General features: G+C 59.2%; 14 protein-coding genes. 7 read left to right on the forward strand and 7 right to left on the reverse strand.

All coding sequences use genetic code 11. The features are described 5' to 3' along the window. Positions 1 to 7 precede the first annotated feature (7 nt). The 5 genes from M9Q49_RS02855 to M9Q49_RS02875 form a co-directional block, all read right to left on the reverse strand. Complete coding sequence (locus tag M9Q49_RS02855; RefSeq protein WP_254507136.1) at positions 8 to 1,189, reverse strand: outer membrane protein assembly factor BamB family protein; 1,182 nt, start codon at positions 1,187 to 1,189, stop codon at positions 8 to 10. A 75-nt stretch (positions 1,190 to 1,264) separates the two neighbouring features. Beyond that, complete coding sequence (locus tag M9Q49_RS02860) at positions 1,265 to 2,413, reverse strand: iron-containing alcohol dehydrogenase (protein WP_254507137.1); 1,149 nt, start codon at positions 2,411 to 2,413, stop codon at positions 1,265 to 1,267. Positions 2,414 to 2,464: 51 nt separating this feature from the next. Further along, on the reverse strand, positions 2,465 to 3,886 hold the full coding sequence (locus M9Q49_RS02865; protein ID WP_254507138.1) for an aldehyde dehydrogenase family protein: 1,422 nt from the start codon (positions 3,884 to 3,886) through the stop codon (positions 2,465 to 2,467). A gap of 102 nt (positions 3,887 to 3,988) precedes the next feature. Beyond that, complete coding sequence (locus M9Q49_RS02870; protein ID WP_261365020.1) at positions 3,989 to 4,759, reverse strand: DUF4058 family protein; 771 nt, start codon at positions 4,757 to 4,759, stop codon at positions 3,989 to 3,991. A 187-nt stretch (positions 4,760 to 4,946) separates the two neighbouring features. After that, the gene (locus M9Q49_RS02875; protein ID WP_390844792.1) at positions 4,947 to 6,047 is read right to left on the reverse strand and encodes a hypothetical protein; all 1,101 of its coding nucleotides are present in this window, start codon (positions 6,045 to 6,047) and stop codon (positions 4,947 to 4,949) included. A gap of 604 nt (positions 6,048 to 6,651) precedes the next feature. On the opposite strand from M9Q49_RS02875, the gene M9Q49_RS02880 reads away from it, so the two are divergent. Continuing rightward, positions 6,652 to 7,809 carry a trans-sulfuration enzyme family protein gene (locus M9Q49_RS02880; protein WP_254507141.1) on the forward strand — a complete coding sequence of 386 codons (1,158 nt, stop codon included), beginning with the start codon at positions 6,652 to 6,654 and terminating at the stop codon, positions 7,807 to 7,809. A gap of 14 nt (positions 7,810 to 7,823) precedes the next feature. Further along, on the forward strand, positions 7,824 to 9,257 hold the full coding sequence (locus M9Q49_RS02885; RefSeq protein ID WP_254507142.1) for a PQQ-binding-like beta-propeller repeat protein: 1,434 nt from the start codon (positions 7,824 to 7,826) through the stop codon (positions 9,255 to 9,257). Between the two features lie 87 nt (positions 9,258 to 9,344). Here the strand turns inward: M9Q49_RS02885 and M9Q49_RS02890 are convergent, their stop codons facing one another. Beyond that, a complete protein-coding gene (locus tag M9Q49_RS02890) occupies positions 9,345 to 9,713 on the reverse strand; it encodes a hypothetical protein (RefSeq protein ID WP_254507143.1) in 369 nt (122 codons plus the stop codon). Between M9Q49_RS02890 and M9Q49_RS02895 the strand changes: the two genes are divergently transcribed. After that, complete coding sequence (locus M9Q49_RS02895) at positions 9,712 to 10,383, forward strand: metallophosphoesterase (RefSeq protein WP_254507144.1); 672 nt, start codon at positions 9,712 to 9,714, stop codon at positions 10,381 to 10,383. The two genes, M9Q49_RS02890 and M9Q49_RS02895, sit on opposite strands and share 2 nt — an antisense overlap. A gap of 711 nt (positions 10,384 to 11,094) precedes the next feature. Next, on the forward strand, positions 11,095 to 12,117 hold the full coding sequence (locus M9Q49_RS02900; RefSeq protein WP_254507145.1) for a hypothetical protein: 1,023 nt from the start codon (positions 11,095 to 11,097) through the stop codon (positions 12,115 to 12,117). 257 nt (positions 12,118 to 12,374) lie between these two features. On the opposite strand, the gene M9Q49_RS02905 is transcribed toward M9Q49_RS02900, so the two are convergent. After that, on the reverse strand, positions 12,375 to 13,568 hold the full coding sequence (locus M9Q49_RS02905) for a 6-phosphofructokinase (protein WP_254507146.1): 1,194 nt from the start codon (positions 13,566 to 13,568) through the stop codon (positions 12,375 to 12,377). Between the two features lie 309 nt (positions 13,569 to 13,877). Between M9Q49_RS02905 and ribD the strand changes: the two genes are divergently transcribed. Genes ribD through M9Q49_RS02920 form a run of 3 tightly spaced genes read left to right on the forward strand, consistent with a single transcriptional unit; the run spans position 13,878 to position 15,953 of the window. Continuing rightward, positions 13,878 to 15,014: a bifunctional diaminohydroxyphosphoribosylaminopyrimidine deaminase/5-amino-6-(5-phosphoribosylamino)uracil reductase RibD gene (gene ribD / locus M9Q49_RS02910; protein WP_254507147.1), complete on the forward strand. Its 1,137-nt coding sequence runs from the start codon at positions 13,878 to 13,880 to the stop codon at positions 15,012 to 15,014. Between the two features lie 3 nt (positions 15,015 to 15,017). Continuing rightward, positions 15,018 to 15,593: a hypothetical protein gene (locus M9Q49_RS02915; protein WP_254507148.1), complete on the forward strand. Its 576-nt coding sequence runs from the start codon at positions 15,018 to 15,020 to the stop codon at positions 15,591 to 15,593. 9 nt (positions 15,594 to 15,602) lie between these two features. Next, on the forward strand, positions 15,603 to 15,953 hold the full coding sequence (locus tag M9Q49_RS02920) for a VOC family protein (protein WP_254507149.1): 351 nt from the start codon (positions 15,603 to 15,605) through the stop codon (positions 15,951 to 15,953). The last annotated feature ends 6 nt before the right edge of the window (positions 15,954 to 15,959 follow it).

Here is a 15,959-nt window from a genome sequence, read left to right on the forward strand (position 1 = left end):
CAATACCTCAGCTTTTACTTCCATAGCAATACACATTCCCGCGATCGCTCGCGATCACGATCTTGCCATCTGCAACTGCGGCCGAGCCGACGAAGCCGCCGGTGGCTTGCTTTTGCCAGATCTCGCGGCCGTCTTTGCGATCGAGGCAATACAGCCGGCCATCGGCGGCGCCTACGATCACGCGGTCGCCGGCGATCACCGGTGAACTGTCGATCCGCTGCTTGGTGGTGAAATCCCAAACCTTGTTACCGTTGGCGGGATCGAGGGCCAGCACTTTGCGCGAACGGCTGCCGATGATCATCAAGCCGTCCATCACGGCGGGGGAGCTGCGATAGGGTTGGCCGTCGCCGGCGTTGTTTTCTTGCCAGGCGATTTTGGCGTTCTTCCAGTCGACGCTGAAAATCGTGCCACCCTCGGTGCCGAAAAATACGTGATCGCCGAGAACCGCTGGAGTTACGCCCGTCGGACCGTCGATCGGCACATTCGTTTCGGCGGCGCCCTTCTTCAAATCGATGATGTGCAGTTTACTATCGCAGCCGGCGACGAAGCAGCGATCGCCGACAACCGTCGGCGTGCAACGGATCTGATCGTCGATTGCAAATTTCCAAACGAGCTTTCCCGTTTGGGCATCGAGGCAATACAAGTGACGATCCTGCGAACCGAAGAGGACTTTGTCTTGCCAGAAGTTCGCGCTCGAGTCGACTTCGGCTTCGGCTGTGAACTTCCACTTCTCTTTGCCGGTCGCGGCATCGATGCAGTGACACACGCCGTCGATATCGCCGAGATAAATCAGTCCGTCGCGCACGGCGGGTGCAGCCATAAAGCCGCTATCGATCTTCCAGTGCCACTTTTCTTTGCCGTCGCTGAGATTGAGCGCGAAGAGCTTGCCGTCGAGATCGCCGATATAAACCACACCGTCGACGATCACCGGCGTTCCTTCGAAGGCGCCGTCCTTGACCGTCATCTTCCAGAGTTCGTCGACCTTGTCGGGAACTTTCGACGGCGACAAACCAGTGGCGAGCACATCGCCCCGAAACAGCGGCCAGTTTTTCTCGGACGCTTTGGGGAGCGCGACTGGATCGGCGGCGAAGAGTTTTGCGTTGGCGAGCAACGGCGATGCGAGCAGCGATGTTGCAGCCAGCGTGCGAAGGGCCTCGCGGCGCGACAGCTGATTCTCGGCAGAGCGCATGACCACACCTCGCCAGATCCAAAATGAGAAAACAAAAACCGTCGCGGCAACTCGAGCGACAACCTTCGAATTATATCAGAAGGCCTGCTGATAAAGCGTCAAAAGTTCGGCGGCCCCCACCTTTCGCGGGTTAAACGTGCCGGTCCACTGCGTGGCGGCTTCTTCGGCGAGTTGCGGCAATTTGTCGTACGAGACTCGCAATTCTTCTAGCTTCGTCTTCAGCCCCGCTTTAAGCGTGAGTGCGGCGACAAAGTGCGCGAGTTCATCAACGGTCTTCGGCACCGGGCCGGCGCCATTTGCGGGCATCGTGCTGAGAAGGTCGAGATACCAAGGCTCGACTTCCACGCTGTTGAAGCGAATCACATGCGGCAACATCAGGCCAACGGCTTGGCCATGGGGAATATCAAAATGCGTCGTCAACGGATTGGCCAGCGCGTGGGCGGCGCCGAGCATGCTGTTTTCGATCGCCAGGCCGGCGAAACTCGCGCCGAGAAGCATTGCGCCGCGGGCTTCGACATCGGTCGGGTGATCGATCACCTTGGCGAAGTGCCCCGCCAGTAGCCGCCACGCTTCGCGACTGAAAGCCAGCGAAGCCGCATTTCGCTTCGTACAAACGAATGTTTCGAGTGCATGCGAAATTGCATCGATGCCGGTCAGCGAAGTGACTCGCGGCGGCTGCGTCACTGTTAGCTTTGGATCGAGAATCGCCACACGGCAAGCGGCCTTCTTATCGCCGCAGGCCATCTTCACGTGCGTCTGAGCATCGCTGATGAGCGCGAACGACTGCGTCTCGCTGCCAGTCCCGGCCGTCGTCGGTATGGCAATCATTGGCAGCATCGGCTTCAGTGCTTTGCCGACGCCCCAGTAGTCCTTCATCTCACCGCCGTTGGTGAGCAGGAAGTTAATCCCCTTCGCACAGTCCATCGCGCTACCACCGCCGAGACCGACGATCAGCTGAATGTCGTGCCGCCGCGCGAGCTTCACACCGGCATCGACGTCGTCGGTGTTGGGATTTTCATGCACGCCGCCGAAGAGTTGCACTTCGATGCCAGCTCGCACGAGCGAAGCAATGCCCCGCGCCGTGTGCCCGGCGGCGATCACGCCGGGATCGCTGACGATGAGTGCTCGCCGGCCACCGATCTCCGATGCCAATTCTCCCAACGCATCGATCTTGTCCGGACCAAACACAATCCGAGTGCGCGGTTGAAAATCGAAAGCGGTCATCAGGTGGGCATTTCAATGGGGTGGGATCAGTCGCAGCCGTTTCTCTATAACCTAAACTCCCGCTACCTGATACGCCCGCGAGCGATACAAGAAGTCGATGATGCTTCCTTCGTGCGGCTGCAACCAGTTGAGCCGCGTCGTCGGGATCGGCCCGATGTTGAGACGGTCGATGTAGGTTGCGTCGCTCAGCTGATTAATCAGCTTTTCGTTCTTGGTGATCGCCGTGCAGACCAGCGTGTAGCCCATCTTCTTCAGCAGTTGATCTTCCGGGCATTTCACGACAGTCGCGAAGGGGAACATGTATTCCTTCTTCACAATGCCCGTATCGGGCGAGTTGCTGTGCGCAATGACGGGCCGCAAGTAGGAACAAAGCTCGCGCTCGACAAGCCGCTCGCCGTAGAACGACGTCATGTCCTTCACGCCGCTTTCCTTCAGGTCCTGTTCGATCACATTCCACACGCTTTTGCCTTGGCCAGGAACGGTGAATGCTGCGAGCTTCGAATTCGGACTGTCCGGCGGCAGGACTTCGATCGGACCCAGCTTCTCGGCGAGGGCCTTGGCGATTTCTTCCGTATGGCGCGAGGCCCACACGCCGCTCGCGTTGATGCAGCCGCGGCCGCTGTTAGTGGCGATGCTCTCGGCCATCAGGTCGATGTGCTGTTCCCAGTTATCGACTTCGTCGTCGCCGAGAATGATCTTCGAGAAACCAGGTCCGTGCGCTTGCACGCGCGGGTTGCCTTTGTATTTCTCGACCGTTTGCGCGCTGCCGAAAATCATAGAGCGATCGAGGGCTTCGAGGAGCGCGCCGCCCGCATCGTGACCACCGGGATACAAACCGAAAACTTCCTTCGGAATGCCGGCCTGCGTGAAGGCCGAAACGATGCGATAGGCCGTCCACGGTTCTTGCGAACCGGGCTTCAGGGCGAGACCAACTTGCAGCGGAATAACCGGCAGCCAGAGCGTGTGTACACCCGGCGAGTTCGACGGCAGAACCGCGCCGAGAACCGGTGCCTGGCATTGATAGCTCACGATCACGCCGCGATGCTCCAGGCCCCAGCCCTTCGTCAGAATGTTCAGATCGAGACCGCGCGTCAGGCAGTCCATGATCTTGTCCATGTTCCGCAGCACGAAGCTGTTCTTCGGAATATTGGCCCGGCAGAGAACTTCCGGCAGACCGGTCGTCGACGACTGCTGCTTCACGAAATCTTCGGGCGATTGCTGGCCGTCGCCCATCGGCAGCGTGGCCGTCTCATATAGATCGGCAGCGACCTTCAGCTTGGCAATCAAATCGCTGATCGGAAACTGCCGCAGAATGTCGCGGCACTTCCAAGCCTTCGTCATATCGCGTTTGACGATGCCGCCATTGGCTTGGCTGACCTTGGCAATCGGCTCGCCAGTGTAGAAGTGCTTGATTTCGTCGACTTCGAGCGACTCGTAGGGTTCGCCCCAACGGAGCACGGGAATATTGAGCATGAGAATTCGGGTGGCTAGGGGCTGGGATCTAGGGGCTAGGGCGATGTGGCAGGAAGTGGGACGGACGTTTGTACTACAGCCGGCCACGGGATTTCTTACAGGCTATTTCATTGTGAGCTGCCTAGCCCATTCGGCATCAGCAGGTGAAAGTGGTGGGACGGCAGGTTCGCTGTAGTTAATGTCAATTTCGTACATCCCCTGCTGAAACGCCCAATCGAGGCAAGACTTCAAGTCTAGTTGAAGATCCGACTCGGTCGGCGTTAGGGGAACGGGAATCCTGGGAAACGGGTCGCGCACCGTAAATGGCCAAAATCCCGCCGCCGGCATTTCATTCGCGCGACATACCATCGCATAGTAATCGAATCGTTCAGGCGATACTTCGCCTAGGGGTAATCGCAGGCCTCCGCGTAACAAGTCGATCTCTACGAGATTCACACCGGCTGTGAGGTAGTCAATGCGCTTTGTCAAATAGGCTTCGCGATCCGGCCCTGGCTCTTTGTTCGAAGGGCTTAGCATTTCGATGACGGTGACCAACCGGCGAGTGCGTACGTCCCTGATCTTCAAGTACTTATTCCCCTCACGACGCGTCGCCGGGATGACGATCATTGCCGGAGCAGAAGTAATGGCTGGTGAAGGATTAGCGGGTACATCCTCTTCGTGCTGAACGATGAAGCCGTCCGGCCGCACCACACGAGTCCGCGTTCCCGCATCGGGCTCGTGAATCCAGACATACTTGTCGGCCGATGCGACAAAGCCGCGCGGCATCTGTGCGTTCAATGCGCCGCGCATGGCAATGATCAGCGTCAAATGCACATCCGACCAGAGGTTTGGTTCCTCCAGATAGGGATCCATGCCTGGAAATGGACTGGGCATTTTAAACGATCTCGTAACGAACACTGATCATGGCCGCCGCGTCTCGTACGTCGCCCCTCACCCCAACGGAGTGGAAGGGGTTAAGAGGTTAGGGGCTAGAGATTAGGGCGGCGGGAAATACTCGGAGGCAACTTAGGATTTTAAACCACTACCCTAATCTCTAACCTCTTCATCCCTTCATCCCTGCTTAGTACACACCCACCGTCGTCGAACTGGCAATCCCGCGCCACGGCTTCACGCCGCTCACGCCGTCCCACGGATAGGCGGCGTAGGGCTTTTCGCGTTCGCCTTCGTCGCGTTCCATGAAGCCGGGGACGAAGAATTCCTTCGTCAGCGTCGTCAACTTCACGCGGCCCGATTCGCCGTAGCCCACCGGTTGATTGTAATCAGCGAACTCGACCACCTCGACCACAGCCCGCGGTTGCGGCGCGTAGTAGGCAATCTTGTAGCCTTCGGCCTTCGTCACCGGCTTGCTGCAGGCGAGCCCCATGAGCGTGTTGCCGTAGGTGGGAGTCATATAAATGCCGCTCTCTTCCGGTGGGCCGCCGAAATATTCTTCGACGCAGAACCGCGTGAACTGCGGCGTGAATTCGGTGCCACCGCTGAAGATGCCGGTGATGCCGGTGTCAGCGAAGGTCTTCCCCTTCTTCTCGAGCGCCTGGCACAAAGCTTCGAGCAGCTTCGGCGTCGTGAACATGCACTTCACGTCGTGGCCCGCTTCGAGCACGGTCAACGCCTGGTCGATGCAGTGTTCCTTATAAGCCTCGAGGTGTTCCATCCACCCCTTCTTGATCAGCTTCACGACCCAGCGCGGATCGAGATCGACGCAGAAGCAAATGCCGCCGCGATGCTGACACAAATGTTCGACGGCGAGACGCAGCCGCCGCGGACCGCTCGGGCCGAGCATCAACCAATTCGCGCCCTTGGGAAAATATTTGTCCGGCAGCGTGTCGCTGAAGTTTTCGTAGTCGGTCCAGTGATCGGTCACCACCATGCGGCTCTTCGGAATGCCCGTCGTGCCGCCCGTTTCAAAGACATACACGGGCTTGCCGGCCAAACCCTTCGGCACCCAGCGGGTGATCGGCCCGCCGCGGAGCCATTCGTCTTGGAATTCGGGAAACTTCTTGATGTCGTCGTAGCACTTCACTTCCTTGAGCGGATCAAATTTCAACTCGCTCTTCTTTTCCAGCCAGAACGGCGAGCCGGTCGACTCGTGAAAGTGCCACTGCACCGTTTCCACGGCCTGGGCATCGAGCTTATCCTTCGCGGCCTTCACGCGGGTCTCCATCTCCGCGTCACTGATCACTTCCGGTTTCATGCCGGTTCCTCTGAGAGCTGTAGGTGGGTGGGAGGCAAGCCAATGCCAAATCAGGGCGGCCGTTGCCGAACTTTTTAAAATAGCCCAGTCGCGAATCGGCCACAACGGGCATCGTTATTCGGCGAATCGTCAGAATGTTGTGTGGGCCCAGTATTTCGGCCTCCTCTCGTGAATTCCGCCCCGGTCGATCAGGCGTGTTATAATCCTACGAATGCAACCAAGTCGGTTAGTTTCCGGGGCCAACCATGGACGACCATCGCGAATCTAAAAATGTCGCATCCTCAGCGACTGATTCCACGCCCGTTCAAATAGTCAGCAAGGATGACGCCAACGCCGCGATCGCTTGGTACCTAAGCGAAGAGTTTGAAGAACGACTAGGGCACTGCTTCGAAGAGGGAAAACGTAAGGCCCTGGATGCGCGCGACGCATTCCTGAGATCCCGCGAGGCCTCTTCCACGAACGAGCCAAATTCGTGAACAAGCCCCGACCTCGGCTGTGGCTCTTAATCCCCGATCTGACGCGCGCCCTGCAATCATCCCACCTCTCCTGAACTTGCAACCTGCCATCGAGAACCATGACCAATCCCAACCAACATTTTCGCACCCGGGCCATCCACGTCGGACAAGATCGCGATCCGCAGACCGGCGCCGTGGTGCCGCCCATTCACGTCGCCTCAACTTTCGTGCAGCCTGGCGCTGGCGTGTGGGGGCAGTTCGATTACTCTCGCAGCGGCAACCCCACGCGTTCGGCGTTCGAAGCCACCATCGCCAATCTCGAAGGCGGCGTCGGCGGACTGGCCTTTGCCAGCGGCATGGCCGCGACGCACTGCGCCACGATGCTCCTCGACAGCGGCGATCATCTGCTGGCCGGCGGCGATATCTACGGCGGCACGTTTCGGCTGCTGCATAAGGTGATCAATCACAGCGGCGTGTCGGTGTCGCTCGCGCCGAGCACCGATCTTGCCAAGTTCGAACAAGCCATCAAGCCGAATACGAAGCTGATCTGGATCGAATCGCCTGGCAATCCGCTGATGTCGATCACCGATATTGCCGCCATCGCTGAGATCGCGCACAAACACGGCGCGCTGCTCGGCGTCGACAATACATTTGCCACGCCGGTCCTCACGCGACCCCTCGAACTCGGCGCCGATATCGTGATGCACTCGGCCACCAAGTACATTGGCGGCCACAGCGATTTGCTCGGCGGTGCGCTCGTCGTGCGCGACAAGGCACTCCGCGACCGACTCTACTTCTTCCAAAATGCCACCGGTGGCGTGATGGGCCCGTTCGAATCGTTTCTCGCCAGTCGCGGCCTGAAGACGCTCGAGCTGCGCGTGCGCGAACAATCAAAGACCGCGCTGAAGCTCGCCGAATGGCTGCTGCAAGATCCTCGCATCAAGCGCGTGCTGTATCCGGGGCTGCCCGGCCATCCTGGTCACTCGATTGCCGCGAAGCAAATGGACGGCGCGTTCGGAGCCATGCTCACGTTCGAAACGAAGGGCGATTTTCAGCAGACCAAGCGTGTCTGCGAACAGACGAAGCTCTTTCAGTTGGCCGTCAGCCTCGGCGCGGTAGAATCGCTCATCGAACAACCGGCGTCGATGTCGCACGCCAGTTACGATGCAGCCGCCCGGGCCGAGCATGGCATTAGCGATGGCTTGATCCGCCTGTCGGTCGGCTTGGAAGCGTTCGAGGATTTGCGCGACGATCTGAATCAGGCGCTGCAGGTGTAAGTGGAGAAAGAACGATGTTCGCCCGCCAACAGCTGCCACTCGTCGCGCTGATTTCGTTTTTGCTTTCAGCCGTCGCCAGTGCGCAGTCGCCACCTGCCGAAGCACAACTAAAAGATCTCGGCACGCGTAAAACCGGCGTCGATTGGCCGATCTTCCTCGGCCCCACGCAGGACAGCAAATCGTCCGAGACCGGCATCATCACCAAGTGGTCGGCGAACAAGCCGCGCATCGTCTGGCAAGCCAATCTCGGCACGGGCTACGGCGCACCGACCATCAGCAAGGGCCGGCTCTTTCAATTCGAGCGGATCGGCGATTCGGCTCGCGTTTATTCGCTGAATGCTGAGACGGGCAAGGAACTGTGGAAGTACGAATACCCGACCGATTACTCCGACTACTTCGGCTACAACAATGGTCCCCGCTGCTCGCCAGCGATCGACGGCAATCGTGTGTATGCCTACGGCGCCGAAGGGATGCTCACCTGCCTCACCGCCGACGCGGGGAAGCTGATCTGGCAGGTCGATACCAAAAAAGATTTCGGCGTGGTGCAGAATTTCTTCGGTGTCGGCAGCACGCCGGTGATCGAAGGCGACTTGCTGATTGTGATGGTCGGCGGCAGTCCTGCCGATTCGCAATCGCTGGGCGCGGGAAATCTAGATCGCGTCGAGGGTGACGGCAGCGGCATTGTGGCGTTCGATAAATTTACCGGCAAGGTGAAATACAAACTCACCGATGAACTCGCCAGTTATGCATCGCTGAAACTCGCCACGATCAACGGCCGGCGGTGGTGTTTTTCATTCAGCCGCGGCGGGCTGGTCGGTTTCGAACCAAAGACCGGCAAGCTCGATTTCGAATATCCCTGGCGGGCGAAGATTCTCGAAAGCGTGAACGCCGCCATGCCGGTCGTCGTCGGCGATCAGGTTTTCATCAGCGAAACTTACGGCCCGGGCAGTTCACTGCTGAAGGTCGCGCCCGGCACGAGCGAAATTGTTTGGAAAGATGACGACCGCCGCCGGCAGAAAGCGATGATGACCCACTGGAACACGCCCGTTCATCACGATGGCTACCTCTACGGCAGCAGCGGCCGACACACTGAGAACGCCGAACTCCGTTGCATCGACTGGAAAACCGGCAAAGTGAAATGGAGCGAACCGGGCCTCACACGCAGTTCACTCCTATATGCCGACGGCCATTTCATCTGCCAGGCTGAGTACGGCCAGCTGATTGTCTTCAAAGCCAACCCGGAAAAGTATGACCCGGTCAGTGTCGTGGAACTCACGCCGCCGCAGGCAGCCGGCCCGGCCTTTGGTCCCGCGCCGAAAGCGCCAGCCGCAGGCAAGGTGCTCTTAAAATATCCCTGCTGGGCCGCGCCGATTCTGTCGCATGGCTTGCTCTACGTGCGCGGCGATGATCGGTTGATTTGTTTGGAATTGATTCCTGAGAAGTCGTAGCAACGAGCTGAATGAATGGCGGGCAATTTCACTTCTGGGGGCAGCTACTTTTATGTTTCGAACAGTCGATTTTGCGGGCTGATCGAACTAGCCATCGAAGTCGGCGATCACATTGCGTTGCCTCCACAGAAAACCTACGTCGAGCGGCTCCGAGAGTTTCACGGCGGGATCTGGCCGGGCATTGGATTGAATCTTGAGGAACAATTCTCCGAACTCGGCGAGCGAAAGTTCTGGAGCACGGTTTTCGCTACGCTTGCCTGGGACTATTTCGACCGCAGCCGAGGCGATCAGAGTCAGCGCGGCTGGCAAGTGGCGATGATCGCGCAATGTTACACTTTGAGCTGCATGCTGACTCAATTGGTTAATCAAGTCGAGCATCCTTGGGAGCCGAACCCACAGCCAGTTGACGATCGTCCCGGTCCATTTCGCTTCAAAAGCCTTCCCTAGTTCATTCATGCCCGCGCGCACTCTCGCCATCGGCGATATTCACGGCTGTCATGTCGCATTCCAGACGCTGCTTGCGCTCGTCAAACCCACGGCCGAAGACACGCTGATCATTCTCGGCGATGTTGTCGATCGCGGGCTCGATACCAAAGCGTGCATCGAAGAAATCTTGCGACTGCAGGACGAGTGCCTGGTCATTTCGATCATGGGCAATCACGAAGAGATGATGCGCGACTCGATTCAAAAGAGCTTCATGATGGAGATGTGGCTGCAGTTCGGCGGCGATGCCGTGCTGCAATCGTACGGTGGCGGCATCGACAAAATTCCGCCCGCGCATTTGAAGTGGCTGTCGCACCTCAGGCCGTTCTATGAAACGCCGAAGGAAATTTTCGTGCATGCGAAGCTCGACCCCTGGCTGCCGCTGGGGCAGCAAGGAGACTACGACCTGCGCTGGAAAAAACTCGAGGGCAATGAGCCAGCACACATGTCCGGCAAACGGAGTGTCTGCGGCCACACGCCGCAGAAAGATGGCTATCCACTGAGCTTCGACGGTTGGGTCTGCCTCGACACCAACTGCTGCCGCGGAGGCTGGCTCACCTGCCTCGACGTGACCACCGACCACGTCTGGCAAACCAACGAAGCCGCCCAATTCCGCGAATTCGAACTCGCCGACTACGCCTAATTGTCGTCGAATACTCCGTATTCGATGGGTTGACGTTAAACAGCCGCGCGCCGAGGAACGAACTCCGCGAAATTCCGGCTTCGGCGAGTGGGCGTGGAGTTCTGAGATTGAAGCGCGAGTGCATCGCGGCGGATCACAAGCCGCTGCGAAATCAACTCGCCGAACTTGCTGGAATTTCGCTGGCGCTGATTCCAGCGAGCCTCGGCTTTCGACCGCCACCACCGAATACGGAGTATTCGGCGACATAGTCTTCTTCTTACTCCCTCGCCTCGGTACTCCGGGGAGAGGGCTGGGGTGAGGGGCTGGAAGCTTGGCTCGCCTCTATTTGGCAGATATTTTTTCCGAGTGTCTCAGGAGATGCATCGTTAGTTGGTTCTCAATGACGTCGTATTTATTGATCTATTTAGTTGACAACCGTCCACTATGTCGCGAAAATTCAGGTCATCTCATCAGCCGCCGGGCGCTAGCCCCGGCTTCTTCTGCGAGTGAAGGTAAGAGCCGGGGCCAGCGCCCGGCGGCTGATGGGACTGTGTTGAGATTAGGTCGATAACGCTGCTAACCCTCACCCCGGCCCTCACTCCCAGCCCTCTCCCCGAGGCGGGGCGAGGGAGCGAAGCGTGCTGCGCACGTGCTTTGTGCCGTGCGGCGTTTTGGTGATGTGTGATTGCATGTTGGCTTTCGTTTTCACTTCCTTTTTCGAGGAGTCATCTCATGCCTGCCAAGTCGAAAAATCCGTTGCGGTCGATTGAGATGCGCGTGTCGCAGCGCGATCGGCAGATTTATCAAGCTGTGGTCATCGAGCAGCGGTTGCAGTCGGCGGTGGCGGCCGAGCATGGCATCAAGCAGCCGCGCGTCAGTGCGATCGTGAGGCGCGTGCGGAAGTGGCGGGCGCTCCCGGCGCCGCCGGGCATGGAGCAGTTTTCGCGCGAGGAGCAGTTGCGGGTGGCGGCCCGCGATCATCGCGATCGGCTCGCGTTTTGGCACCAGCAAGCCGTGGTCGCGTGGCAGTCGTCGAAGCAGACGAAGCACAAAGTGAAGGTGCGAAAGGTGAAGGGCGAGGAGGTCGAGGAGCGGACGGTGGAGGTGCGCGACGGCAATGATCGGCTGTTCAAGGTTGGGTTGCTCGCCGCGGACAAGATCGTGCAATTCGAGGGCTTTGATCTGCGGGGCAACGTCGATGTGTCGAGCAAAGGGCGCGTGCCGGAGCCGCCGAAGATGGTCGACGAAGAGCTTTACCGCGGCGTGAAACGGAAGGTGATGAGCGGCGACTTCGACACGCCCGGTGATGAAGGCGTGCCCGGCATGTGGCAGCAAGAAGCCGAGAAACGGAATGCCGAAGTGATCGCGGCGCAGGCGGAAGTGACCGAAGAATTGCCGGTGAGCGCGCCGCTGCTCGCATGCGTGACGGCAGTGGTGGAAGAGGACAGCTCGAATCAGAAGTCGGCAGCCGTCGAGGACTCAAAGCTGAAGAGTTCCTCCGCAGAGTGCAATAAAGTGTTATGCAAGAACGAAGGAAAAACGTCGCAAGACAATCAGCAACCAGCGGTTACATCGAAAACAAAAACAGATCACCTGTTATATAACGCTCCGCCGGCCGAGGGGAATCGCCAGCGGCCACCGGCAGTGGTCAGCGCGCTGGTTCGGGGTTATTGCGTGCCTGTGCAGCATGTACCGGACGACGAACCGCCTGGCACCGGCGAATTCCGCTGGGGGAATCGGCCTCGTGGATCGTGATTGTGTTCATTGTCGTCGAATACTCCGTATTCGACGGTGGCGGTCGCAGGCAGTGGCTCGCTGGAATAAGCGTCAGCGAAATTCCAGCAAGTTCGGCGAGGGGAGTCTCGCGGTTGTGTTCCGACTCGGTAGGGCTCCGCTTCCAACTCCACTCGCCAAAGCCGGAATTTCGCGGAGCTCATTCCTGGGAATGTTGCGCGTTCACCTCGAGCCATCGATCACGGAGTGATCGACGACGATTTAATACGGAGGCAATGTTAATGCGTTGGCACGCTTGGCTTGGGCAAGCCCATCATCGAAGTGCTGCACGGTTCGCAGCTGCCGTTGCCTTCTTCTGGTTTGTACGACCAGGGGGCGGCCTTGTTGTCGTCGCCGAAGCAAACGCCCAGTGCGCGGGCGGCCTGCACGGCCGAGCAGTTGGGATTGACCGACGAGAGCTTGATGGCGTCGAGCAGCGAGCAGTTGCCCATGTCTGGTGGCCAGTAGGTGACCATCTGACCGAACTTGCGCTCGATGATCAGCCGAACGGCGTGTGCGCCATACTGCGTGGCGAGCACGCGATCGAACGTGGTCGGCGAGCCGCCGCGTTGCAAGTGACCGAGGACCACCGTGCGGGTTTCCTTGCCGAGCCGCTTTTCGATTTCGCAACCCACAATGTTGCCGATGCCGCCGAGGCGGACTTGTTTTTGCTCGCCGCGACGTTCTTGCGTGACCAGCGCTCCAGTCGGCAACTCGGCCCCTTCGGCGACCACGACCAGCGTGAACTTTTTGCCCCGCTGTTCGCGATTGATGATGGCCTGGCAAACGCTATCGAACGACCACGGAATTTCCGGGATCAAAATCACATCGCCGCCACCAGCCACACCCGCATACAGCGCGATCCAACCGGCGTGCCGGCCCATCACTTCGAGCACCATCACGCGTTCGTGACTGGCCGCGGTCGTGTGCAAGCGATCGAGAGCGTCGGTTGCGCAAAACACCGCGCTGAAGAAACCGAACGTAAACGCCGTGCTCGACAGATCGTTATCGATTGTCTTCGGCACACCGACGACGGGAATCCCTTGCTCGTGAAACTGCTGCGCGACGGCCAGCGAACCATCGCCGCCGATGCAGATCAAGCCGCTGATGTTCAGCTGCTCCATCGTTGTCTTCACGCCGGCCACGAGTTCCGGATCGAGCTCGAGGCGATCGTTCACACCCACGGTCGCGGCAAAGCGACCTTTGTTCGTCGAGCCGAGAATCGTGCCACCCTGGCCCAGGATGCCCGTCGTGTTCTTGGCGTTGAGCGGGATATAGCTGACCGGATCGACCAGCCCTTCGTAGCCTTTCAAAAAGCCGATCACTTCGTAACCATGCGTGCCGGCGCTCTTCACCACGCCGCGGATCACGGCATTCAAACCGGGGCAATCGCCGCCAGCCGTCAACACACCGATACGTTTGGTCTCAGCCATTTTTTTGCACTCTCCTGGTCGCAGCTTTGTTTGCAGCGACTACGCAGTCCTGCGGGTGGGATGGTAACTATTTTAGCGATTGCGCAGTCATTGCGTACTCGCAACAACGTTACAGCGTTCGCTTCATTCGCGGGGAAAATCAAGGCGGGCTGCCGAAGTGTAGCTCACGCCCCGAGGCCTGAACCTGAAACCGTGGCTGCCTTGCGAAAGTGTTCGGAAACGCCGAACATGGGAGAGGTTTTCCCAGTTTCGCCGCAGCCATCGCGGTTGACAAGGGTCTTCTTTCTGAATTTCTCGCAAGTCAGCCAATTGACCACTCAGCCCCCAGACCGCCGATTCATGCAGCAAGCGCTGGAGCTTGCCCGCCGCGGCCAAGGTTTTGTCGAGCCTAATCCGATGGTCGGCTGCGTCATCGTTCGCGGCGATGAAGTGGTCGGCGATGAAGTGGTCGGCGAAGGGTTTCACGAAGCCTTCGGGGAGCCACACGCCGAGGTTCACGCGCTCGAAGATGCACGCGGCAAAACGGCGGGGAGCACGCTCTACGTCACGCTCGAACCTTGCTGCCATCAGGGCAAAACGCCGCCTTGCTCAAAAGCCGTAATCGCGGCTGGGGTCAAGCGCGTGGTCGCTGCCATGCGCGATCCATTTCCGAAAGTTGCCGGCGGTGGCTTTGCGGAACTGAAAGACGCCGGCATCGAAGTGGTTCATGGTGTACTGCAGTCAGAAGCCGAAGCCCTGAACGCGCCGTATCTGAAGCTGATCCGCACAGGCAGGCCATGGGTCATCGCCAAATGGGCCATGACGCTCGACGGCAAGATTGCGACGAGCAGTGGTCAAAGCAAATGGATCTCCGGGCCGGAGTCGCGCGAGATTGTGCAAGAGTTGCGGTCGCGCATGGACGCGATCGTCGTCGGTCGGCGCACGGCGGAGCTCGATGATCCGCTACTCACCGCGCGCTCGTCCAGCGGAGCAAAGCCAGCGCGGATTGCCGCGCGCGTGATCATCGATTCGGGAGCAAGCCTTTCGCTCGAGAGCCAACTGGTTCGCACTGCGCGAGAATGGCCGTTGATCGTTGCGGCAAGCACTGCAGCCGATCCGCAGCGAGTGAAAAACCTAACTGCTGCCGGCGCTGAGGTCATCTCTTTGCCCGGCGCATCGTCCAGCGAGCGTCTTACGGAACTCCTCGACGAGTTGGGCCGTCGTCGAATGACGAACATTCTTGTCGAAGGCGGCGGCCAACTGCTTGGCAGTCTGTTCGACGCTGGCCAGGTCGACGAAGCCCATTGCTTCATCGCGCCGAAGTTCTTCGGCGGCAGCGGGGCGACTTCGCCGCTCGCTGGGCAAGGAATTGCCGAACCCGAACGAGCTTGGAAGTTCGAGCACTTCACCCGCCGCACCGTGGGTGACGACATCTATGTCTCTGGTCGTTTGCAAAAGCCTCGCTGATTTATGCGTTGGCTCTATCCGCACATTCCGCTCGCTCACTTGCCCGCCATGGCGAAAGTCGCTGCGGCTGGAGCGCTGCTGGCTGCTGTCTACGGTGCGGTGCACGATCAAGTGAGTTACACGATCTCGCCCGAGTACTTCACCAAAATGAAGTTCGACCAATTTGCCTGGGCCAACCTGGGCCTGCCGCCGCGCTGGTACGCGTCCGAGATCGGCGTGCTCGCCACATGGTGGGTCGGCCTGATCGCCGGCTGGCTCCTCGCGCGGGCGGGAATGGTGGAACTGCCGCCGCGAGAGCGCTGGCCGCGAACGTGGCGAGCCTTCGGCATCGTCGCCGTCGTCACGCTCCTCGGCAGCGTTCTCGGTTATGGATATGGCTCGCTGATCGCCACGCGCGATCTTTCCGCCTGGAGCCGTTGGCAACGCATCTTACAACTGGAAGATTTACCGGCCTTCGTCACCGTCGCGTGGCTGCACAACGGCGGTTACTTGGGTGCCCTCGGCGGTCTAATACTGGCCGTCATTTACGTTCGCCGCGGTAAGTCTTCAACGCCCATGAATGTCCACACCGCAAACTAAGTACAGCATATGAGCGTCAAACGGATCGTCCCCAACGTCACGTCAGCAAAGATGGACGAGAGCCAGAAGTTCTATGGCGAACTTCTGGGCCTGCAGCTCGCGATGGATATGGGCTGGGTTGCGACCTTCGTTTCACCCAGCAATCCCACAGCCCAGCTTACTCTGCTGCAGGCTTCGCCAGTGCCGAGCCCGCAGATCTCGATCGAAGTGGAAGACGTCGATGTCGTGCACGCCCAAGCCTTGGAGCTGGGCGTGTCGATTGTCTATCCACTGACGACCGAACCTTGGGGCGTGCGAAGATTTTTCGTTAGTGACCCGAATGGCGTGGTCGTCAATATATTGAGCCACGCCAAGGTTTAGACAGAT

Source organism: Anatilimnocola floriformis, assembly GCF_024256385.1.
Classification (GTDB): Bacteria; Planctomycetota; Planctomycetia; order Pirellulales; family Pirellulaceae; genus Anatilimnocola; species Anatilimnocola floriformis.